The sequence below is a fragment of the Deinococcus sp. AB2017081 genome, from assembly GCF_034440735.1.
Classification (GTDB): Bacteria; Deinococcota; Deinococci; order Deinococcales; family Deinococcaceae; genus Deinococcus; species Deinococcus rufus.
The window spans coordinates 758478-778691 of sequence record NZ_CP140098.1 but is presented as its reverse complement, the minus strand read 5'-3'; the positions used below and the strand labels follow the sequence as shown (position 1 = coordinate 778691).

The following is a 20214-nucleotide window of genomic DNA, read 5'->3' as shown; positions in this document are numbered from 1 at the left end:
TCTCACCGGATTCTGACGGTCTGACCTGAGATGTCCCTCAGGTGACGCCCGGATGACCGGCCGGGCACCGGCTCCTTGCACCGGCTCCAAGCGCGGACGCCCGGCGGTTGCTAGAGTCCCGTCATGAGTGTCAGCGTGGATCTTTCGGACAAGACGGCCCTGGTCATGGGTGTGGCGAATGCCCGCAGCCTGGGCTGGGCGATCGCCGAGCAACTGCTCGCGGCCGGGTGCCGCGTGGGGTTCTCGTATCAGGGTGAGCGCCTCAAGGGCGAACTGGACAAGCTCCTGGCCGGCAGGCCGGGCGTGTGGTCGCAGCAGGCCGACGCGACCAGCGAGGCGGACCTGGCGGCGCTGTTCGCCCGCGTGAAAGACGAGTTCGGACACCTGGACTACGTGGTGCACGCGATTGCCTTCGCGCCGCGCACGGCGATGGAGGGCCGCTTCCTGGACACCACCCCGGAGGACTGGAACACCTCGCTGCACGTCAGCGCGTACACGCTGGTCGCGGCCTCGCGGCACGCGGAGCCGCTGCTGCGCGACGGCGGCAGCATCGTGAGCCTGACGTACCACGCCTCGCAGCAGGTCGTGCCCAAGTACAACGTGATGGGCGTGGCCAAGGCCGCCCTGGAGGCCGCGACCCGCTACCTGGCCGCCGACTTCGGCCCGCGCGAGATCCGTGTGAACACGATCAGCGCCGGCCCGATGCGGACGATCGCGGCGCGCAGCATTCCCGGCTTCGGCGGCCTGTACGACAAGGGCGCGCGCAACGCGAGTTTCGGCCGCAACGCCACGCCCGAGGAGGTCGGCAAGCTCGCCCTGTTCCTGCTGAGCGACCTCGGCAGCGGCGTGACCGGGCAGACCGTGTACGTGGACGCGGGCCTGAGCATCATGACGGTGAAAGAGGACTGAACGCTCTCCGCGCCCGGTGGGCGCGGGCATCGCTGGGGCCCGGGCGACTCCGACAGTCCCAGGCACGAGCTGGTCACCAGCGCCCATGGGAACGGGGCCGCCACACACCCGGGCCGAGGGCGTGACTCGCCTGACCGCGCCCCGACCCCAACTGAACACGCGGTCAGGCCGCTATGATCCGCCCATATGATCCTGACGGCCAGACCGGCGTCCAGAACGACCTCCAGCAGCACCGTTCTCCGTCACGTCCTGCGGGCGCGGGGCGTATGAGCCGCCCCACCATCGACCTGCCGTACACGCTGGACGTCCTGGTGCGGCTGCTGGACACGCCCAGTCCGACCGGATTCACCGAGCGGGCCGTGCGCGGGATCGAGGAGGAGCTGCGGGCACTGGGCATCACGCCGGCGCGCACCCGCAAGGGCGCCCTGACCTGGGAGGTCGCCGGTTCGGATCAGCGCCATGTGACCTTCAGTGGGCACGTGGACACCCTGGGCGCGATGGTCAAGCACATCAAGCGGACGGGCCGGGTGACCCTCTCCGCGCTGGGGGGCTACGACTGGGCGACCGTCGAGGGCGAGGACGTCCGGGTGCACACCCAGTCCGGCCGGGTCGTCACCGGCACCGTCGTGAACATCCGGCAGAGTACGCACGTGCATGGCGCGGCGCTGCGCACGCTGCAGCGCGAGCAGTCGGTCATGGAGGTGCGCCTGGACGAACCCACGTGGTCGGCCGACGAGACCCGCGCCCTGGGAATCGCGGTGGGCGACTTCGTGAGCTTCGATGCCCGGCCCCGCGTGACTCCGGCGGGATACGTCAAGGCCCGGCACCTGGACAACAAGGCGGCGGTGGCGGTGTTCCTGGGCGTGACCCGGGCCCTGCGGGAGCACCCGCCCACGGCCACCACCGCCTTCCACGTGACCACCTACGAGGAGGTCGGGCACGGCGCGGCGACCGGCATCCCGCCCCACACGGACGAGCTGATCGCGGTGGACATGGCGGCCGTGGGCGAGAACCAGCAGAGCAGCGAGCACCACGTGACGCTGTGTGTGGCCGACAGCGGCGGACCCTACGACCACGCGCTGGGCAACCGGCTGCGGGCCTCGGCACGCCGGGCGGGGGTGGCGCTGTGCGTGGACATCTACCCGTACTACGCCTCGGACGGCACGGCGGCGTGGCGGGCGGGCGGCGACTATCCGGTGGCGCTGATCGGCCCGGGCGTGGACGCCAGCCACGCCTACGAGCGCACCCACACGGACGCGCTGGTGGCGACCGGGGCGCTCATGCTGGCCCATGTCCGCGACGAGGACTGACCTCCGGAACGGCGCGGCCGCGCCGGATCACCAGCACGCCGCCACGTGAAGGAACGCGCGGTGTACAGGATCTGTCTTGTCCCTGTAGGCTGGACACGTGCTGTCCCTTCAGAAAGCGTCCACCATCCTGGGTGCCTTCAGCGCCGAGCAGCCCGAGTGGGGCGTGCGGGCGCTGGCGGCGCACCTGGGCGTGCCCCGGGCCACCGCACACGCCTACCTCGCTGGCCTGACCGAGGCGGGCTTCCTGCGGCGCACGCCGGCCGGCAAGTACCGCCTGTCGTGGCACCTCGCCGAGATGGGGGCCCAGCTGACGGCCGCCCTGCCGTGGTTCCCCGAGGCCCGCGCCCTGATCACGCGCCTGGCGCTGGAGGTGCGCTGCGTGGCGTTCCTGTGCATTCTGGAAGGCGAGGAGGTGGTCGCCACGATCCGTGAGCGGCACCCGGACGCGGACATCGACCTGCCCATGGACATCTACCTGCCGGCAACGGCCACCGCGAGCGGCAAGATCCTGTACGCCCACGCCGAGATCACGCCGCGCGCATTTGCCACCTGCACACCGAGCTCGATCACCTCCATGGACGAGTGGCGCACCGAGGTCGCCAAGGTGCGCCGGCTGGGCTACGCGTACTCCATAGAGGAATGGGTGCCGGGGCAGTGCACGCTGGGCGTGCCTTATCACGCGCCGGATGCCCAGCGTGGCGGCACGGTCGTGGCGGCCATCGGCGTCCAGATGAGTGCGGGCCGTTACCTGCGCGAGGAGCGGCAGGTGCGCGAGCGGGTGCTGAGCATCGTGCGCGAGGCCGAGGCACTGTAGCGGCGGCAGCGCGGCCCGGGTCAGGCGGTCGGTGCCGGCCCGGTCAGCTGCTTCATCAGGCCCGGCGTATCCCAGAGGTGCCACAGTTCCGCGCCGAGGCCCTGCTCGACGCGGATGAAATGCATGTGCCGGACATGCACGGAGCGCCGGGTGGGCGCCAGATCGCGCATCGGCCCCAGGTGGGTGCCGGTCATGACGGAGTGCATGGCGATGATGTCCCCGCTGGACATGATGTGCCTGATCTCAAAGTGCAGATCCGGGAAGGCCGTTCTGAGCATGACGACGACTTCCTTGAGATGCCGGGGGAAGTTCACGCCGGGCGCTTCCTGGTGATCGACGGCGGCGGGAAGCAGCAGTTCGTCCACGGCGCTCAGGTCACCCCTGTTGAAGGCCCGTTCGATCATGTCGCTCGCGATTCTCACGTCGGCGTCCAGCATAGCAGTCAACCTCCATTGAATAGAGTGGCACTACAGTGACTTACGTTATACTCCGATGAGTGAGCGAACGCAACACTTCCCCGCGACTGACCCATCGGCAGCGGCAGGCACAGGCCACCCGCAACCTGATCGTGCAGGCCGCGGCCGATTCCTTTCTGGAGACCGGATATGCCGGCACCACCATGGAGGCCATCGCCCTGCGTGCCGGGGTGGCTGTCAGCACCGTCTACAGCACCTTCACGAACAAGCGCACCCTGCTGGCCGCGATCCGCGAAGCCTGGCACCACGCCACCGGCCAGCGCGACACCTACCGGCTGGCTGGCGAACAGGCTCACATCGGTGACCGGCTGCGCCTCGCGGCCCACGCGACCCGCCGGCAGTGGGAGCTGGGGGCCCGCATGATGACCATCTACACCGCAGCGGCCGCGTCGGATCCGGAGGCGGCACAGGAACTGGGCACGGCGCTGCAGGGCCGGCGGACGAACATCGGCCGGATTGTCGGCGCGTGGGCCGAGGTCTTTCAGCTGGACGCCCCACGCTTCAGCGCCGCTTATCTGGCGCTGACCCGCGCGGAGGTCTATCTGGAACTCGTCGGCGAGTTCGGCTGGACTCCCGACGCGTATGAGGCGTGGCTGCTCAGCCACCTGAACGCCGAAGTTGAGCTGTGCCGCACGGCCGCTGCAGGCCCGGTTCTGCCGGACTGACCGCGGGATCTGCTCTCTCATGACGTTCAGGGCAAGGCGGCACCCCTGGAGGTTCCGTGAACCACGGTCTGTCACGACTCCCGTTGCTCTCGCTCCACAGGGATCGACGGATTGATCTATCCATTCCTGTGTTGCTGATAGGACGCCGGAACGCCGCGCCGGGCACATCGTCCGGCGCGGCGTTCCTGACAGAACAGTCAGCCCGGCTGGGCGGCCAGGGTCAGGGGCACCGGCGAGTTCGTGCGGGCACTCTCGTACGCCCCCAGCACCAGGCGGACGCTCTCACGGCCGTCCTCGCCGGTACACACGACGGGCGTACCGTGCTCGATCGACTCGATGAAGTGCACCACGCTGCGGACGTGCGCGTTGTCCACCGTGGCGAAGTCGTACCACGTCTCGTCGGCCGCGCCCCAGTCGGCGTAGCCGAACTCGCGGTTCAGGAACCGCAGCCGCGCCTTGCCCAGGCGGTTGCTGCACTCCAGCGCGCCCTGGGTGCCGTACACGAAGAAGCTCTCCTCCCAGCCGGTGGCCGTCCACGCGTTCTCGACGCTCGCGATCGCGCCATTCTCGAAATCCAGCGTGGCGACACTGGTGTCCTCGACCTCGATCTGGAATTTCAGGGTGGCCATGCGCGCGTAGATGCTCCGCACGTCGCCGGCGAAGTACCGCGCCAGATCCATCATGTGGCAGCCGTTGTCGAGCAGCGTGCCACCACCCGACGCCGCGAGGCTGCCGAACACGCCGCGCACCTGCTCCGCGCCGCCCCAGTCGTGCGCCTGCCGCAGCCGCATGAAGGTCACGCGCCCGATCCGCCCCTCGTCGATGAGCCGCTTGGCGGTGCGGGCCAGCGGATTGCTGCGCAGGTGGTGCCCGGTCTGGAGCACCGTGCCGCTGCGGCGGGCGGCAGCGATCATGGCGTCGCAGGCGTCCAGATCCAGCGACAGCGGCTTCTCGCACAGCACGTGGATGCCCCGGTCGAGCGCCATGATGGTCGCCGGCGCGTGGAAGGCGTTGGGCGTGCAGATACTGACCGCCTGCACGTCCTCGTTCGCCAGCAGCTCCTCGAAGGTGGCGTAGGCGCGCACCTCCCATTCCTTCTCGCGCAGCTGCCGGATCGCCTCGCTGGCATCCGCGATGGCGACCACGTTCACGCCGGCCTGTTTGTAGCCCTCGTAATGCCGCTTGGAGATGCCGCCCGCCCCGATGATCGCGGCGCTGACGACCTTGCTGGAGGCGGTCACTGGCGCTCCGGCAGGGCCTCGAGCGGCTGGCGGTTGCCGAAGGCGCGGGGCGCGCTGGCAGTCGGCATGGCCCAGCGGGCCGCGTTGGCGATGACCTGCCGCACGCCGGCGTGGAAGTATGTGGGATACGTCTCGTGTCCGGGGCGGAAGTAGAAGATCTTGCCGCTGCCCCGCCGGAAGGTGCAGCCCGAGCGGAACACCTCGCCGCCCGAGAACCAGCTCACGAAGATCAGTTCCTCCGGCGCGGGGATGTCGAAATGCTCGCCGTACATCTCCTCGGACTCGATCTCGATGAACTCGCCCACGCCCTGCGCGATCGGGTGCGAAGGATCGACCACCCACAGCCGCTCCTTGTCGTTCGCCTCGCGCCACTTCAGGTCGCAGGACGTGCCCATGAGCCGCTTGAAGGGCTTGCTGAAGTGCCCGGAGTGCAGCACGATCAGGCCCATGCCGTCCCACACGCGCTGCACGACCTTCTCTGCAATGGCGTCCGACACGTCGCCGTGCGCCTTGTGGCCCCACCACAGCAGGACATCGGTATTGGCCAGCACCTCGTCCGTGAGGCCGTGCTCGGGCTCGTCCAGGGTCGCGGTGCGGACATTCGTGAAGCCGTGGGCCTTCAGGCCGTCGGCCATCGCCACATGCATCCCCTGCGGGTAGACGGCGGCCACCTTCGGGTTCTCGTGCTCGTGACGGTATTCGTGCCAGACGGTGATACGGGGCTGCGTGGGCTGGGTCATGGGGTCTCCTTGCGCGGTGATCTGAATCGATTCAGCTTAGGACGTGACGATGAGGCCGGATGAACGTGTACAGGTCAGATGCGCCGCCGATGCTAGCGGAAAAACAGGGCGGGGTGAAAGCGCAGGGGTGGGCATCCAGCGGGGCGGGACATGGAGAGCAGTCTGGTCATTATGTAGAGGAACACATTCGTGCTGAGCTGAACGCACTGATGATCCGGGACGTCATTCCTTCGAACACGTTCGCCCAGAGAACGCCGGGGATTTCAAAATCATCCTCTGACTGGAGATCGGGCCTGAAGGAGAACACGCCTCGGACGCCTTCGACCTCTTCGTCTGCACACCCGAGTACCTGAAGCGGGAAGGTCAGGCAGCGACCTCGGGACGGGGTCTGCTGATCGTGCAGGACTCTGACCTGCCGAGAATCGGGGCAGTGGTTGAGCGGTATCTCTCCACTCTCCACAGTGCAGACTGGCCCGCGATCTCGGTACGGATCAACCTCGTTTCCCGCTGGGCATTCGAGACCCACCAGAGCGGGCCGACGTGACGACACCCTGGACAACAGTCCAGGCTGCCGCTGCACGACGTGGTCAGATCGACGAGCAGACCGTTCTACACCACACAGCAGAAGCGTTGGCCCGCATTCGTGAGGCTCAGCCCGCAGAGTCGTCTGAAGTCACAGCGTTGAGGCGGGATCACCGGAAGAAGACTGACCGCAGGGTTCAGGGGAAGTGCGGGGCATCAGTTCAGCCCCGGGGCGGAACTGAACACCGCTGTGACTGATCCTGGGGGAATGCTCCGAATTTCGAGGTGCGCTTCAGGACTGAGAGGCCCTCTCTCCCCTACCCCAGCCCCCCAACCTCGGCCTTCAATCCGTCCAGTTCGGCCCGCAGCGCCGCCGCCCGCGTCTGGGCCCCCGCCAGCCGCGCCTGCTCCTGCTCGGTGAATCGGGTGTAGGGGCTGATCGCGTCGCGCAGCCTAGCGTCGGCGCGTTCCTGCTCGCGCTCGTACTCGCGGCGGACGATGCGCTCCAGGGCCTCGCGCAGGGCGGCGACCTTCGCCCGCAGGTGTCGGTGGGCCTGCAACCTCTTGTTGGGCAGGACGAACAGGCCCAGGCTGCCCAGGGTCAGGCCCGCCAGGATGCCGCCCGTGAAATCCAGGGCGCTGGCCCCGATCAGGGCCCCGATGCCCGCGCCGATGCCGATGCCCCCGGCCAGCCCGCCCACCGCGCCCTTCATGGCGTCCTCGGCGTCCTGGGAGAGCTGGCGGCCCAGTTCCTGCTCGGTGGTGAGTTCCAGGTGTTCGCGGGCACTGCCGGCAATCCCCTCCAGCAGCGCCCCCCGGTCATAGGAGAAGCGCGTGCGGGCGACCTCGCTGCTGGGCTGACGGCGGATCAGGAAGGCCTGGACATCCTCCCAGAAGTGCAGGTTGGCTTCCACGAAGCGGTCGATCATGCTGCCGAACTGCCGGTCGATGGCGTCCGGAAGGTCGGCCACGGCCTCGCGGCGGAAGGCATCCTCCAGATCGCGGGGATTGATCAGGCCACGGATGTTGGAGAAGCGCAGCTTGTCGTCGATAAAGCGGTCGGCCCGCACCTCGAACTCGGCCAGCAGGCGCGACACGCGGTTGAGCTGCCCGTCGAGTTCGCCGTGCATGGTCTCGCGGTGGCGCTCGCGCTGGGCCTCCAGATCGCTCAGGATGACCAGATCCTCTTTCAGGGTGGTGCGGGCGGCGTCGGCGCGGGTCTCCTCGCCGTTCAGGAGTTCGGCGGCGGTGTTCAGCGGCCCCTGCAGCTTCAGACGGGTGCGCTCGGTCTCCGAGAGGCGCATCTTCAGCACCTCGCGCAGGGCCAGGAAGCCGGGGTCGCCTCCGCGCTGCTCGCCCCGCGCCGAGATCAGCAGCACCGGCGGCGTCAGGCCCAGCACACCCCGCGCCCCGGTCTCGACGAACTCGCGCACCTGGGTCTTCTGCTCGGGGGTCTCCAGCAGGTCGGCCTTGTTCACGACCATGATCACCGACCGGCCCCACCTCGCCGCCAGGCTCAGGAACTGGCGCTCGGATTCGGTGAAGGGGCGATCGGCACTGGTCAGGAACAGCACCAGATCGGCGCGGGGCAGGAAGCCCTCGGTGAGCGCCTGGTGCTGGCGGATGATCGCGTTCGTGCCGGGCGTATCGACCAGGGCCACCCCCTCCAGGCTGGGCAGCGGGTACGTCAGGCGGCTCACGAAGGGGTCGCGGGTGGGCTCCATCTGGCCGGGTTTCTCGCCGTGGACGAGCACGTAGATGCGGTCCGTCGTGGGCGTCACGCCCTCGGGAAGCACCTGGGCGCCCAGCAGGGCGTTCACGAAGCTGCTCTTGCCGGCATTGAACTCGCCGACCACGACCAGCAGGAAGGTCTCGTCCAGGGCGCGGGCGGCGGTACGGGCGTGCTCCACGACCTCCGGCGGAGCGCCCTGGGTGTCCAGAAAGGCCTGGATGTCGGCGAGCAGCGTGCGCTCGCGGGTGAGCAGCGCCTGCACGTGATCGGAGACGAGCATATGCCCGGCAGTGTAGAGCGTGCAGCGCAGACCGGACACGGCCGTCCGGGGAGGATCGTCCACACCGGGGCACTTTGTTTTCTACTGTATGGAGGTACAGTGGCGGACGTGACGTGGCTCATACCGGTGAACATCGACGCGGGTGCCCAGGCGACCTTCAATGAGTTCGTGCGCGACCTGGACGTCAGGCTGACCGATCCCGCCACGGATCGTGTGGTGCTGGCCCGCGAGATCCTCGCCGAGGCCATGTATGGCCGATCCTACGCGCAGCTCGTCGCCGACGCGCCGCTGGCCGCGCTGAACCTCGATTCCCGCAACATCACGTTCGAGGCCGAGTACTACATGGCGACCGATCAGGAGCGCTTCGCGCAGGTCAAGCCGCTGCTGTGGCTGTGGAAGACCCTGGACCTCACGCCGCTGGGACAGAATCCGGTCTTTGGCATTCCGGTGCGCCGCGTGCTGGCGGGCCACATCTTCCGGCGGGTGGGGCGGGACTTCAAGTGCTGGCAGAACGTGGAATTCTCTGTCGGGTACAACATGGAGGTTGGCGACAACGTGGTCGTGCACCGGGGCGTGCTGCTGGACGACATCGGCGGCATCGAACTGCACGACGACGCCTCGGTCAGCGACTACGTGAACATCTACAGCCACACCCACAGCGTGCTCGACGGCCCGGACGTGACCCTGAAGAAGACCGTGATCGGGCGCGGGGCGCGGATCACGTACCACAGCACCATCCTGGCCGGCGCGGTGGTCAGCGACGACGCCATGCTCGCCACGCACGCCCTGCTGCGCGACGACATTCCCCCGCACGGCATCGCCATGGGCGTGCCTGCCCGCACCAGCCGCTTCAAGGTGCGCCCCCCCCAGGACGTGCTCGTGGACTCGCGCACCTACCCGCACGACGCCGGGCGCAAGGCCAATCCCCAGTTCCCGCAGCCCACGCCCGGCCAGACCCGGCTGCCCGATGAGCGGGACGCGCCCATCACGCCGGGCAGCGTGGTCACAGGGCGCTGACGCGCCTGCAGAGAGCGGAGGGCCGAGAGCTGACAGCCACAACAACAGACTGAGCGGAGGGCAGGCACGGGAACTGGGTTCCAGGTGCCTGCCCTCCGCTGCGCGGCTCTTCGAGTCTGCCCTCTGCCCTACAGCTCCGTCGTCTCGCCCGGCTCCAGCACCCGCACGTCCACACCCTGCGCCTGCCCGGCCTGCGCGAACACCTGCGGGTCGCCGGTCAGGGCGGGGAAGGTGCCGAAGTGCATGGGAATGGCGACCTTCGGGCGCAGGAGTTCCAGGCAGCGGCCGGCCTCCTCGGGGCCCATGGTGTAGTGGTCGCCCACGGGCAGGATCGCGGCGTCCAGGCCTCGGTCACCGATCACGCGCATGTCGCTGAACAGGCAGGTGTCGCCCGCGAAGTACACGCGCCTGCCCCCCAGTTCAATGACCAGCCCCGTGGGCATGCCGCCGTAGGTGCCGTCTGGGAAGGAGCTGGAGTGCCACGCGGGCGTGAGATACACGCTGCCCCAGTCGGCGCGGTACGTGCCCCCGATGTTCATACCGACCGCCTGAGTCGCGCCGTGCTTCTGCGCGTAACCGCCGATCTCGGCCGTGCCGATGATGGGCACGCCGGCCTTGCCGAAGTCCAGGGCGTTGCCCCAGTGATCGCCGTGTGCGTGACTGATCAGGACGGCACTGAGCTTCCACTCCAGCGCCTGCTCCAGCGTGACTGGACTTTTCGGATTGTGCTCGATGAACGGGTCGATCAGGACGCGGTGCTCGCCGTCCTGAAGGAGAAACGTGCTGTGACCGAGGAAGCGGATGTTCATGTGTGACCTCCGGAGGTGAACGCTCCCGAGGCTAGGCCGGCCGGCTCCGCCGTGACTGGCAGCGGGCACACATCTTCGCGCCGTATAGTGGTCGCGCACGCCGCTGTCCCCGCCCTGTCCGACTCAAAGGAGCTGTCCTCCACCCCATGTCCACGGTCTTCGGTCTGGTGAGCCCAAGGGATGTTCTGGACATCCTGCTGGTCACCTTCCTGGTGTACCAGGGCTACCTGCTGGTGGCGGGGACGCGGGCCGTGAACGTGGTGCGCGGCATCGTGGTGTTCGCGGGGGTGTGGGTCGCGGCGCTGCTGCTGAACCTGACCACCCTGAGTGAGCTGCTGGGCCGGGCAGGCACGGTCGGGCTGTTTGCGCTGGTCGTGCTGTTCCAGCCGGAACTGCGGGCCGCGCTGGAGCGCGTGGGCCGCCCCAGGGGACGCGACCTGTCGGCCGGGGTGGCAGCCCTCCAGGCGGTGGTGCGCAGCATGGAACGCCTCGCCGAGCGGCGGATCGGAGCCCTGATCGCCATCGAGCGCCGCACGCCGCTGGGCGAGTACGCCGAGACTGGCGTGACGCTGGACGCCGTGGTGAGCGTGCCCTTTCTGGAGGCGCTGTTCGCCCGCAACGCCCCCCTGCACGACGGGGGCGTGATCATTCACGGTTCGCGGGTGGTGGCGGCCGGCTGCCTGTTCCCGCTGCAGTCCAGCGACGGCACGTACCGCCGATACGGCACCCGGCACCGCGCCGCGATCGGGCTGTCGGAGGTGACGGACGCCGTGGTGCTGGTGGTCAGCGAGGAACGCGGCAGCATGCGGATCGCCCTCGGGGGGCGGCTGGGGCCGGATCTGAACGGAGCCGAACTGCGCGAACAGCTCCGCACCCTGATCTATGACCGGGGCAGTGGGCTGGACACCCCCGAGCGCCCGGCGTCCGATCCGGCTGCGCCCGGCACCCCGGCCGACGCGCTCAAGGAGCAGGCATGAGCGTGTCGCCGTGGCGAGCGGCACTGGAGACCGGGCGGCGCTGGACGCAGCCGCGGTACGTGTGGGCACGCGCCGTGCACAACCTGGGGCCGAAGCTGCTGTCGCTGCTGGTCGCCCTGACCCTGTGGTTCCTGGCGACCTCGAACCGCCGCGCGAACGTGGAACAGGGCTTCGATGTCCCGGTGACCATCCGGGACACGACCGGTGGCCGTGGAGAGGGCACCCGGGCCTTCAGCGACCTGAACCCCGCCACCATCCGCGTGACCCTGTCGGGCCGTCCGGATCGGCTGCGGGAACTGCGCCCCGAGAGCATCGAGGCGATCGTGGACGTGACCGGACAGCCCGAGGGCAGTTTCAGTCAGCCCGTCACGGTCACCGCGCCGAGCGGCACGGTCGTCAGCCGCCGGACACCCGACCGGGTGCAGGGCTTCGTCGATACGCAGGCGACCCGGACGCTGCCGATCGTCCTGAGCGTGTCGTCGCCCCCGGAGACCAGCCTGCCGCGCTATCAGGTCACGCCCACCGACGCCAGCGTCCAGGGCCCCGGCCGGGTCGTCACGACCGTGCAGCGCGTGGTGACCAGCCCCACCCAGGTGCCCGCCGGCGAGGAACGGGAGACCCGACTGATCGCGCTGGACGGAGCCGGGACTCCGGTCGACGGGGTGGTCATCCGTCCGGAGACCGTGACCCTGCGCCGGCTGGACACCGGGGTGCTGCCGGTCAAGACCCTGAGCGTGGTGCTGAACGACCCGCCACCGACCCTGCGGGTCACGGCGGCCAGCGTGCAGCCCAGCACGGTGCGGGTGGTGGCCGATCCGGAGCTGCTGGGCCGCCTGCGCGAGGTCGCGGGCCGCGTCGACTACCGGGTCGGCACCTACACCGCCCCGGTCGCGCTGAGCGTGCCGGCGGGCGCCCAGGCCCTCGAGAGCGTCATCGTGCGCCTCACGGTCGAGGCCGCGCCGGCTCCCACCCCCCCGGCCCGGCCTGGCGGCACCCCCCCCGCGGCACCGTGACCCGCTGGATGAACTGTTCCTGAAGACGCCGGGGGGCACCTTCGGAACCCGGCCAGGCGGACAGATTCCAGGGTTCGGGCCGGGCGGGCGGACACCGGAGCACGCGGCAGCGTGACGAGACGATCAGACGAACGGAGAATCCGGGGAGTATATTCGGCACATGATGTGGGGAACTGACCACATGCCGCAGTGATTGCCTACGTCCTGCCCTCCGTGTCCAGCGCGGCCCTGACCGCGTCCGACTGGGGCTGGTGGGAGCAGCGCGTCCGACTGATGGTGCGCCCCCGGCGATACGACCATGTCCTGCGGGTCGCGGATCTTGCGGCGCGGATTGCCGTGAACAACGGTCTGGATGAGCAGCGCGCCTACGCCGCCGGGATCCTGCACGACATCGCCCGTGATCTGCCAGATGACGAGCTGCTGCGCCTCGCGCCGCCCGAGTGCGCGATCGACGCCGCACACCCGCTGGCCCTGCACGGCCGCGCCGCCCGCACCCTGCTGACCCGCTGGGGATACCGCGACGGCGTGGTGCTGGAGGCCGTCGAGGATCACACGACCGGCCCGCGCGGCGGCAACGACGTGTCGGCCTGCGTGTATATCGCCGACGTCTCGGAGCCGGGGCGGGGCGTGAACGCCGACATCCGCGAACTGGCCCTGCACGACCTGACGGCGGCGCTGGAACGCGCCATCGTGTCCAAGGTCACGTATCTCCAGGGCAAGGGCATCCAGGTGCATCCGCGTACCCTGCGGGCCTATCATGCGCTGCCGTGCAGCGCCCACCCCACCCCGACATCGACCACCGGTTTCCCGACCCCCGGCGCGTGACGCAGCCCCCCAGTCCGCGGCAGCTGGCCGGCCTGCGCGCCCTCCAGGTGTTCGGCTTAAGTGTGGCGACGCTCACGCTGGGCGGTCTGGCCGTGGTGAGCACGGCGGGCGGACAGACGACCAGCGTGATCCGGGCGGTGCAGGGGCAGGCCCCGCAGTACACCGTGCTGATCGCCGGGCGCGACATCATCTACTGCTACTACCACCAGCCCTGCAAGGATCAGGGCCAGCGCGAGGGCCTGATCCAGCCGCCCAACACCGACACCCTGATGCTGGTCAAGGTGGACGGCGCGTCGGTGCAGGTGCTGAACATCCCGCGTGACACGAACGTCGGGGAGTTCAATCCCCGTCTGGGGATCGCGGCCCAGAAGGTGAACAGCCAGTATTGGGACGGCGGCCCGCAGGCCCTGATGCGCGCCGTGGAGACCATCACCGGCGAGCACGTGGACTCTTATGTGGTGGTACGGACGGACTACGTGGAGCGCGTGATCGACGCGCTGGGCGGCCTGGACGTGACCGTACCCGAGCCGGGCATCGAGTGGGTGGACAACGCGGCGGGCGTGAACCTGAAGCTCGCTCCCGGCGACCACCACCTGGACGGCAGGCAGGGCGTGCTGTTCCTGCGGGTGCGCAAGGGCTTCGGGGACGACTACGGCCGGATCGACCACCAGAAGCAGGCGCTGACCCAGCTGGCCGGCAAGCTCCGCACGCCGCAGGGCCTGGCTGCCCTGCCCACCATCCTGGGCGGCATCGGCAACGGTGTCGAGACCAACGCCGACCCGGATCTGCTGCTGGCCCTGCGGCCATACCTGGCGCGGCTCAAGCTGGCGTTCTCGACGCTGCCGACCGATCCCATTCCCGGCACCTTCAACCTGGCGGTCAACCGGGAGCGTCTGGCCGCCGTGTGGGGAAAGCCGGCGGCGATCTCGGTGCCGGATGTCCGCGTGCGCATCGTGGACGCCAGTGGTGACGGCCTGGGTGCGGGCCTCGTGCGGGCCTTGCAGGCCATGGGGTACCGTGACGTAGAGTTGAGTGCTGTGGCCGCGAGCCGTGAAGCCAGCCAGGTGTTCACGCAGCAAGAGGTCGCGCAGGCCGGCGCCCTGGCCGACGCCCTGAACCTGCCCCGGCTGCAGGGCGAACGCTTCCCGGTCGCGGCCGGCGAGGTCGGCATCCTGCTCGGCACCGACGCCGGCACGCACCTGGCGGCCCTGAACGACCTGAGCCCCACCCCGGAGACCCCATGACCACAGACCCCGAACGCACCCCCGCCCAGGCCCCCACCCGTCAGCACGGCACCCAGGCCCAGCTGCACGCCATCGTGGACGCTGCCCGCGAACGCCGCGCCGAGGATGTCGTCGTGCTCGACCTGACCGACGTCAGTACCACGCTGGACTACTTCGTGATCTGCACCGCCACCGCTGGCCTCCAGCTCAATGCCGTGCAGGAGAACATCCGCCAGAAGGCCCAGGAGGCCGGTCTGCCGCGCCCCAGCGTGGAAGGCCCCAGCGAGCGCTGGCTGCTGCTGGCCTTCGGCGGCAGCATCGTGGTGCACATCATGACCAGAGATGCCCGCGAGTACTACGACCTGGAAGGGCTGTGGAGCGACGCCCGCACCCTGGACTTCCCCGAAGCCGCGCACTGACAGCAGATTTCAGGGGCGCCCCGGGGTTCCCTCACTGCCCCTGAATCGAGCGGAGCGAGCACCTGGAGGAGACAGCGGTTGGACGTGGAGCCCTGGGGCATCTTCTCAGCCCCGGGGCGGAACTGAACACCGCTGTGAGACGAACTCCGATGGAATCCCGCTGAAAGTGGGGTGACATCCGACCGGAACCACAGAGCTGCGCAGCAGCGGAAGAGGGAGAACCGACGGACTCCGGGAGATGGACGTCCCTACCGGTTCTTGCCCGGATGGACGGGAATCGGACGGATTCCGTCCGATCCGTGTGCCGTGACCGCGCCGCCCCAGTGCCGGGCGGCGCGGTTCGTATCGTGGCCGGTCAGCGTGCTGCCGGCGCGTCTGCCATGGCCGCCGCGATCCCGGCGGGCAGCTCGCGCGCGACCCGCTCCAGGGTGCGTCTGGCGGCGGCCTGCACCATTTTCGAAAAGGCGTCACCGCCCCAGCCGCCACCGTCCGGCACGGCCAGGTGGGCACGGAACATGAACGAGAAGTCCAGGGCCGTCTGCACGCTGCCGGTGTCCTCGGCGCGGGCGCTGCCCTGCACCTCGACCCACGCCCGCTCGCCGCTCAGGGGCTGCGGCTCCAGCGCCGCGCCGTCCGCCGTGGGCACCACTCGGCTGTGAAAGGGCAGGTCGGCCTGGCCCAGCACCGGCAGCTGCACCAGCAGTTCCCCGCGCACGCCGCTGTCGTCGGCACGCAGGTGCCGCAGGAACTCCACGCGGGACAGTGCCCACGCCGGCGAGCGCACGAAGGCCAGGGCGCCGGCCGACGGCCCCGGAAACGTCAGCGTGAACGCCTGGGCCGACTCGATCACCACGCGTTCAGTCCACCCACTCGATCACGACCCGGTGTTCGGCCAGGGCGGCCTGGAGCTCGGCATCACCGGCGCTGCGCAGCCGGGCCAGATGCGCGAAGCGGGGCGTGGCCGACGCGAAGCCCAGCCGAACCACAATCTCGTCGCTGAGTTCGTCCTTGCCGATCCGCCACACCAGTTGCCCACCCAGCGCCTCGAGCTGCCGTGCCAGATCGGCGGGCAGCAGCGCCGGGTCGGCGGGCTCCGGAGCGTCGGGGTCGCCGGGCAACTCGGTCATGCAGGCATTGTACGTGGCGCGGCGGCAGCGGTAGAACAGGGCCATGACGACCCCACCCCCGCCGGGCCTGAGCTGGCGCGCCCTGGAGACCCGCGTGGGCCTCTTTGCCCTGCCCGCGTTCCACCGCGCGTTTCTGGCGTGGCGCGGCGTGGAGGGCACGGACGCCATGCCGCTGCGGCGCGTGCAGCAGCGCGTCGAGGCGGAACTCAACCGGCTGGTGCAGGCCGGGCAGGCCACACGGGACGGCGAGGACTGGACGCTCGTGCCCGGCACGCTGGACACCTTCCCGGCGTACGCGGCGCTGTCCTGAGCGCAGACCTCGCGCAGGCTGCATGGCTGTAGGCTGCACGGATGAGGACTGTTCTGTGAGCGTCAGGATTCTGGGCGGCACTGCCCAGGGCCGGGAGATGCGCGTGCCCGAGAGTGCGAGACCCAGCGGGGCCCGCATCCGCAAGAGCCTGTTCGACCTGCTGGCGGCCCGTGCCCCCGCCGCCCGCTTTCCCGCCTTCCTGGACATGCACGGGGGCAGCGGCGCGATCGGACTGGAGGCCGCCAGCCGGGGGCACGACGTGACCCTGGTCGAGACCGATCAGCGCGCCCTGAGGACGCTGGAGGCCAACGCCCGCGCGCTGGACCTGCGCGTGCGGATTGTGAAGGGCGATTCCGGCAGCCTGCTCCCCCGCCTGGGCAGCTTCGATGTGGTGTTCAGCGACCCACCGTACGAGGCCGACATCCCGGCGCTGGCCCGGCAGGTGCTCGGCAGCGCCGCGCTGAAGCCCGGCGGCCTGCTGATCTGCCAGCACCCGGATCGGCTTCACCTGCCGGATCACGTCGGCTTCGTGCGCGAGGAACGGCGATACGGCAGCAACAGCCTGACCGTGTACACCCGCGAGTCCGCCGACACCCCGGACGCCGGGCGGGATACCATTTCAGGCACATGAACGCCGTCTTTCCCGGCTCCTTCGACCCGATCACCAGCGGCCACATGGACGTGCTGACGCGGGCGGCCAAGATCTTCGACCGCGTCACCGTGACGGTCATGCACAATGCCCGCAAGCAGGGCCGACACCTCTTCACCCTGGACGAGCGCCTGGACATCCTGCGCGCCGCGACAGCACATTTCCCCAACGTCGGCGTGGACAGCTTCGGGGGGCTGCTGGTGGACTACATGGCGCGCGAGCCGGGCAGCGTGATCGTGCGCGGCCTGCGGGCCGTGTCGGATTACGAGTACGAACTCCAGATCGCGCACCTCAACCGCCAGATCGGGGACGCCGAGACGGTGTTCATCATGGCGGCCACGCGCTGGAGTTTCGTGTCGAGCAGCATGGTGCGGGAGATCGCCAGCTACGGCGGTGACGTCAGCGAGATGGTGCCGCGTGCCAGTGCAGGGGCGCTGAGGCAGAAGTTCGTGGAGGTCTACGCCGAGCGCGAGGCCCAGACGGCCGTGAGCGCAGAGCCGCGCTGAAGCTGGTTCATCAGAAAACCGGAACGAGAGGTTCCGGTTCCCGGGGGGGGGAGAGGGGGCGCGATCAGGCGTGTCCAGCTCCATGGTGACCATGGTCGTCGCCGGGTGGGTCGTCGGCGCCATGCCGGGCCAGAACAGGCAGCGCCGCAGCAGGCGCCGTGGCATGACCGGCCCCGTGACGGCCGTGATCATCGCCTGGGGGGTCGTCCGCGCCATGTTTCGCGGCAGCGGTGCCCAGCGCCAGGGCAGCGGCGAGCAGAACGTACAGCGTCCGGGATTTCGCGTTCATTCGAGACCTCCTGACCCTGTGGTGTGCAGGTGCCCTCACCGTACGTCCGTGCGCAGACGTCCGCCATGGCCCACGGGCGGGCCTGCCCCCCGGGCCATCGTCCATGCGGCGCACGTCCTGAGGCTGTCCGTGCATCCTGCGGATCCGCGTGGAGCGGATCGGCCGCCCTCCGACCTTGGCCCACTGCACGGGGGGCAAAGCGGGGCGGATAATGACCCATGGCCCTGTCCGCCCCGCCGCTGCGTGCTGCCCCGCGTCGGGCGTGGCGCTGGCATACGCTCACCCTCGCGGCCCGCTTCAATCTGGCGAGCCTGCTGGTGCTGCTGGTCAGCATGCTGGTGACCGGATGGTGGGTGGGCGCCCAGATCCGGCAGGGTGTGATCCACCGCACGGCGGCGACGGCCGCGCTGTACGTGGAGAATTTCCTGGTCACGCAGCTTCAGGAACTCGGTTCCTCGACGTGGCTGTCGCCCGGGCGTCAGGCGGCCATCGAGAAGCTGCTGGCGACCACGCCGCTCGGCCGCGAGATCGTGTCCATCAAGATCTGGGCCCCGGACGGCCGGGTGGTGTACGGGCAGGATGCCGGCGGCATCTTCCCGATCAAGGCGGACCTGGCCCGGGCGTGGCGGGGAGAGATCTCGGCCGAGATCACGAACCTGCGCGACGAGGAGAACGCCTCGCAGCGCGGTCAGTACCGGCACCTGATCGAGACCTACGTGCCCATGCGGCTGGAGGGCACGGACCGCGTGATCGCCGTGGCCGAGTTCTACCAGACGACCGGCCCGCTGGACGCGGAGATCGCACAGGCGCAGCGGCGCTCGTGGGGGGTGGTCGCGGCGATCACGCTGCTGACCTACGCGCTGCTGTCGGGGCTGGTGCGGCGGGGCTCGGACACCATCCGGCGGCAGCAGGCGACCCTGCGCGAACAGGTGGGCACGCTCGAAGGACTGCTCGCGCAGAACGCGCAGCTGCACGGCCGCGTGAGCCGCGCCGCCGCCCGGTCCACCGCGCACAGCGAGCGCGTCCTGAGCCGCGTGTCGAGCGACCTGCATGACGGCCCCGCGCAGGATCTGAGTTACGCCCTGCTGCGGCTGGACAGCCTGGGGGCCCACGCGACCGGGCCACAGCAGGAGGCCCTGGGCAGCGTGGAGCAGTCGCTGGAATCCGCGCTGCGCGAGGTGAGGGCCATCGCCACGGACCTGCGGCTCCCGGATCTGGCGGCCCTGACGCTGCGCGAGGTGCTGGAACGGGCGCTGCGCGACCACCGCCGCCGGGCCGGGGTGGACGTGCCCCTGGACGCCGCGGCACTGCCGGACGATGTGCCCCTGCCGGTCAAGATCACGGCCTTCCGGATCGTGCAGGAGGCCCTGAACAACGCCCACCGGCACGCTCCAGGCGGCCCGGTCACCGTGACGGCCGACACGGCCGACGGCGGCTGGCTGGTGCTGCGGATCACCGACGCCGGGCCGGGCTTCACGTGGTGTGGCGCGGCCCCCGACGGCCACCTGGGTCTGGTCGGCATGCGCGAGCGGGCCGAGAGCCTGGGCGGGACGTTCACGGTCAGGGCGCAGGCCCACGGCGGCACGGTGGTCGAGGCCCGGGTGCCGCTGTCGCCCGAGGAGCATCATGACTGACGTGCCCGTCGATGCCATCCGGATCGTGATCGTGGACGACCATCCCCTGTTCCGCGAGGGCGTGGCGGCGACCCTGGCCGCCGAGCCCGGCCTGGAGGTGGTCGGCGAGGGCGGCAGCGCCGAGGACGCCCTGCAGCTGGCGACCACCCTGCTGCCGGACGTGCTGCTGCTGGATCTGAACCTGCCGGGCAGCGGCCTGAAGGCGGCGCGGGAGGTCACGGCCGCGTGCCCGGTGACCCGGATCGTGATGCTGACGTTCAGCGAGGAGGAGGCCGACGTGCTCGCCTCACTGAAGGCCGGAGCACGCGGCTACATCCTCAAGGGCGTGTCGGGACGCGAACTGCGGCGCGTCGTGCGGGCGGCGCACGCGGGCGAGGTCGTGATCACCCCGTCCCTGGCCGCCGGCGTGCTGGTCGAGATGGCGTCGCCGGGGCGCGGCCCCGTCCACCCGCTGAGTGACCTGACTCCCCGCGAGCGTCAGATCCTGGAGGGCGTGGCCTCGGGGCGCAGCAACAAGGAGATCGGCCGCGACCTGGAGCTGACCGAGAAGACCGTCAAGCACTACATGACAAACATCCTGCAGAAGCTCCAGGTGCGCAACCGCGTGGAGGCCGCCCTGCTCGCCCAGCGCGAGGCGGGGCGGTAGGGCGGGTCGCCGGGCTCACTCACAGCGGCCTTCGCGGAGTCGAAAGGTGAACAGCGCCCCCCTGGGCTCCACGGAGGCCGC

24 protein-coding genes are annotated in these 20214 nt (G+C 70.0%); 16 read left to right on the top strand and 8 right to left on the bottom strand.

Features of this window, described 5'->3' with window-relative positions; all coding sequences use genetic code 11:
- Positions 1 to 123: 123 nt before the first annotated feature.
- The 3 genes from U2P90_RS03800 (at position 124) to U2P90_RS03790 (ending at position 3033) form a co-directional block, all read left to right on the top strand.
- Entirely contained in the window at positions 124 to 909 is a 786-nt protein-coding gene (locus U2P90_RS03800; RefSeq protein WP_322473860.1) for an enoyl-ACP reductase FabI, read from the top strand.
- A gap of 266 nt (positions 910 to 1175) precedes the next feature.
- Positions 1176 to 2219, top strand: coding sequence for a M42 family metallopeptidase (locus U2P90_RS03795; RefSeq protein WP_322473859.1), 1044 nt, complete (start codon positions 1176 to 1178; stop codon positions 2217 to 2219).
- Between the two features lie 97 nt (positions 2220 to 2316).
- Positions 2317 to 3033 carry an IclR family transcriptional regulator gene (locus U2P90_RS03790; RefSeq protein WP_295816426.1) on the top strand — a complete coding sequence of 239 codons (717 nt, stop codon included), beginning with the start codon at positions 2317 to 2319 and terminating at the stop codon, positions 3031 to 3033.
- Positions 3034 to 3053: 20 nt separating this feature from the next.
- On the opposite strand, the gene U2P90_RS03785 is transcribed toward U2P90_RS03790, so the two are convergent.
- Entirely contained in the window at positions 3054 to 3455 is a 402-nt protein-coding gene (locus tag U2P90_RS03785) for an ester cyclase (RefSeq protein ID WP_322473858.1), read from the bottom strand.
- Between the two features lie 74 nt (positions 3456 to 3529).
- Between U2P90_RS03785 and U2P90_RS03780 the strand changes: the two genes are divergently transcribed.
- On the top strand, positions 3530 to 4174 hold the full coding sequence (locus U2P90_RS03780) for a TetR/AcrR family transcriptional regulator (RefSeq protein ID WP_322473857.1): 645 nt from the start codon (positions 3530 to 3532) through the stop codon (positions 4172 to 4174).
- Positions 4175 to 4371: 197 nt separating this feature from the next.
- On the opposite strand, the gene U2P90_RS03775 is transcribed toward U2P90_RS03780, so the two are convergent.
- Both U2P90_RS03775 and U2P90_RS03770 read right to left on the bottom strand, forming a co-directional pair.
- Positions 4372 to 5415: a Gfo/Idh/MocA family protein gene (locus tag U2P90_RS03775; RefSeq protein WP_295816430.1), complete on the bottom strand. Its 1044-nt coding sequence runs from the start codon at positions 5413 to 5415 to the stop codon at positions 4372 to 4374.
- Positions 5412 to 6155 carry a ThuA domain-containing protein gene (locus U2P90_RS03770; RefSeq protein ID WP_322473856.1) on the bottom strand — a complete coding sequence of 248 codons (744 nt, stop codon included), beginning with the start codon at positions 6153 to 6155 and terminating at the stop codon, positions 5412 to 5414. Before U2P90_RS03770 ends, U2P90_RS03775 begins: the two co-directional genes overlap by 4 nt.
- A gap of 280 nt (positions 6156 to 6435) precedes the next feature.
- Between U2P90_RS03770 and U2P90_RS20155 the strand changes: the two genes are divergently transcribed.
- Positions 6436 to 6699, top strand: a complete 264-nt coding sequence (locus U2P90_RS20155) for an Imm8 family immunity protein (RefSeq protein WP_380101339.1) — start codon at positions 6436 to 6438, stop codon at positions 6697 to 6699.
- Between the two features lie 295 nt (positions 6700 to 6994).
- Here U2P90_RS20155 and U2P90_RS03765 read toward each other — a convergent pair whose 3' ends face one another.
- Positions 6995 to 8689 carry a dynamin family protein gene (locus U2P90_RS03765; protein ID WP_322473855.1) on the bottom strand — a complete coding sequence of 565 codons (1695 nt, stop codon included), beginning with the start codon at positions 8687 to 8689 and terminating at the stop codon, positions 6995 to 6997.
- A 108-nt stretch (positions 8690 to 8797) separates the two neighbouring features.
- Between U2P90_RS03765 and U2P90_RS03760 the strand changes: the two genes are divergently transcribed.
- Positions 8798 to 9706: an acyltransferase gene (locus U2P90_RS03760; RefSeq protein ID WP_295816434.1), complete on the top strand. Its 909-nt coding sequence runs from the start codon at positions 8798 to 8800 to the stop codon at positions 9704 to 9706.
- Between the two features lie 128 nt (positions 9707 to 9834).
- On the opposite strand, the gene U2P90_RS03755 is transcribed toward U2P90_RS03760, so the two are convergent.
- Positions 9835 to 10515, bottom strand: a complete 681-nt coding sequence (locus U2P90_RS03755) for a metal-dependent hydrolase (RefSeq protein WP_322473854.1) — start codon at positions 10513 to 10515, stop codon at positions 9835 to 9837.
- A gap of 146 nt (positions 10516 to 10661) precedes the next feature.
- Here U2P90_RS03755 and cdaA point away from each other — a divergent pair, with 146 nt between their 5' ends.
- The 5 genes from cdaA to rsfS all read left to right on the top strand — a co-directional run bounded on the left by cdaA (position 10662) and on the right by rsfS (position 14972).
- On the top strand, positions 10662 to 11492 hold the full coding sequence (gene cdaA, locus U2P90_RS03750) for a diadenylate cyclase CdaA (RefSeq protein WP_295816438.1): 831 nt from the start codon (positions 10662 to 10664) through the stop codon (positions 11490 to 11492).
- Positions 11489 to 12505: a YbbR-like domain-containing protein gene (locus U2P90_RS03745; protein ID WP_295816441.1), complete on the top strand. Its 1017-nt coding sequence runs from the start codon at positions 11489 to 11491 to the stop codon at positions 12503 to 12505. Before cdaA ends, U2P90_RS03745 begins: the two co-directional genes overlap by 4 nt.
- A 273-nt stretch (positions 12506 to 12778) precedes the next feature.
- Positions 12779 to 13330 (top strand): bis(5'-nucleosyl)-tetraphosphatase (symmetrical) YqeK, encoded by a 552-nt coding sequence (gene yqeK / locus U2P90_RS03740; protein WP_295816480.1) that lies wholly within the window; start codon positions 12779 to 12781, stop codon positions 13328 to 13330.
- On the top strand, positions 13273 to 14574 hold the full coding sequence (locus U2P90_RS03735; protein ID WP_322473853.1) for an LCP family protein: 1302 nt from the start codon (positions 13273 to 13275) through the stop codon (positions 14572 to 14574). The genes yqeK and U2P90_RS03735 overlap by 58 nt, the downstream gene beginning before the upstream one ends.
- A complete protein-coding gene (rsfS, locus tag U2P90_RS03730) occupies positions 14571 to 14972 on the top strand; it encodes a ribosome silencing factor (RefSeq protein ID WP_295816444.1) in 402 nt (133 codons plus the stop codon). The genes U2P90_RS03735 and rsfS overlap by 4 nt, the downstream gene beginning before the upstream one ends.
- Before the next feature lie 355 nt (positions 14973 to 15327).
- On the opposite strand, the gene U2P90_RS03725 is transcribed toward rsfS, so the two are convergent.
- Both U2P90_RS03725 and U2P90_RS03720 read right to left on the bottom strand, forming a co-directional pair.
- A complete protein-coding gene (locus U2P90_RS03725) occupies positions 15328 to 15825 on the bottom strand; it encodes a DUF3809 domain-containing protein (protein ID WP_322473852.1) in 498 nt (165 codons plus the stop codon).
- Positions 15826 to 15829: 4 nt separating this feature from the next.
- Entirely contained in the window at positions 15830 to 16099 is a 270-nt protein-coding gene (locus tag U2P90_RS03720) for a DUF3248 domain-containing protein (protein WP_295816448.1), read from the bottom strand.
- A gap of 43 nt (positions 16100 to 16142) precedes the next feature.
- Here U2P90_RS03720 and U2P90_RS03715 point away from each other — a divergent pair, with 43 nt between their 5' ends.
- From U2P90_RS03715 to coaD, 3 genes are read left to right on the top strand one after another with little or no spacing between them, the layout of a single operon-like run.
- Positions 16143 to 16409 (top strand): hypothetical protein, encoded by a 267-nt coding sequence (locus U2P90_RS03715; protein ID WP_322473851.1) that lies wholly within the window; start codon positions 16143 to 16145, stop codon positions 16407 to 16409.
- Between the two features lie 55 nt (positions 16410 to 16464).
- Positions 16465 to 17040 carry an RsmD family RNA methyltransferase gene (locus U2P90_RS03710; protein ID WP_322473850.1) on the top strand — a complete coding sequence of 192 codons (576 nt, stop codon included), beginning with the start codon at positions 16465 to 16467 and terminating at the stop codon, positions 17038 to 17040.
- Positions 17037 to 17564 carry a pantetheine-phosphate adenylyltransferase gene (gene coaD / locus U2P90_RS03705; RefSeq protein WP_295816453.1) on the top strand — a complete coding sequence of 176 codons (528 nt, stop codon included), beginning with the start codon at positions 17037 to 17039 and terminating at the stop codon, positions 17562 to 17564. Before U2P90_RS03710 ends, coaD begins: the two co-directional genes overlap by 4 nt.
- 64 nt (positions 17565 to 17628) lie before the next feature.
- Here coaD and U2P90_RS03700 read toward each other — a convergent pair whose 3' ends face one another.
- The gene (locus U2P90_RS03700) at positions 17629 to 17853 is read right to left on the bottom strand and encodes a hypothetical protein (RefSeq protein WP_295816455.1); all 225 of its coding nucleotides are present in this window, start codon (positions 17851 to 17853) and stop codon (positions 17629 to 17631) included.
- A 218-nt stretch (positions 17854 to 18071) separates the two neighbouring features.
- On the opposite strand from U2P90_RS03700, the gene U2P90_RS03695 reads away from it, so the two are divergent.
- Together U2P90_RS03695 and U2P90_RS03690 are read left to right on the top strand one after the other, a co-directional pair.
- Positions 18072 to 19487 carry a sensor histidine kinase gene (locus U2P90_RS03695; protein WP_295816456.1) on the top strand — a complete coding sequence of 472 codons (1416 nt, stop codon included), beginning with the start codon at positions 18072 to 18074 and terminating at the stop codon, positions 19485 to 19487.
- Positions 19480 to 20133 carry a LuxR C-terminal-related transcriptional regulator gene (locus U2P90_RS03690; protein ID WP_295816457.1) on the top strand — a complete coding sequence of 218 codons (654 nt, stop codon included), beginning with the start codon at positions 19480 to 19482 and terminating at the stop codon, positions 20131 to 20133. The genes U2P90_RS03695 and U2P90_RS03690 overlap by 8 nt, the downstream gene beginning before the upstream one ends.
- The last annotated feature ends 81 nt before the right edge of the window (positions 20134 to 20214 follow it).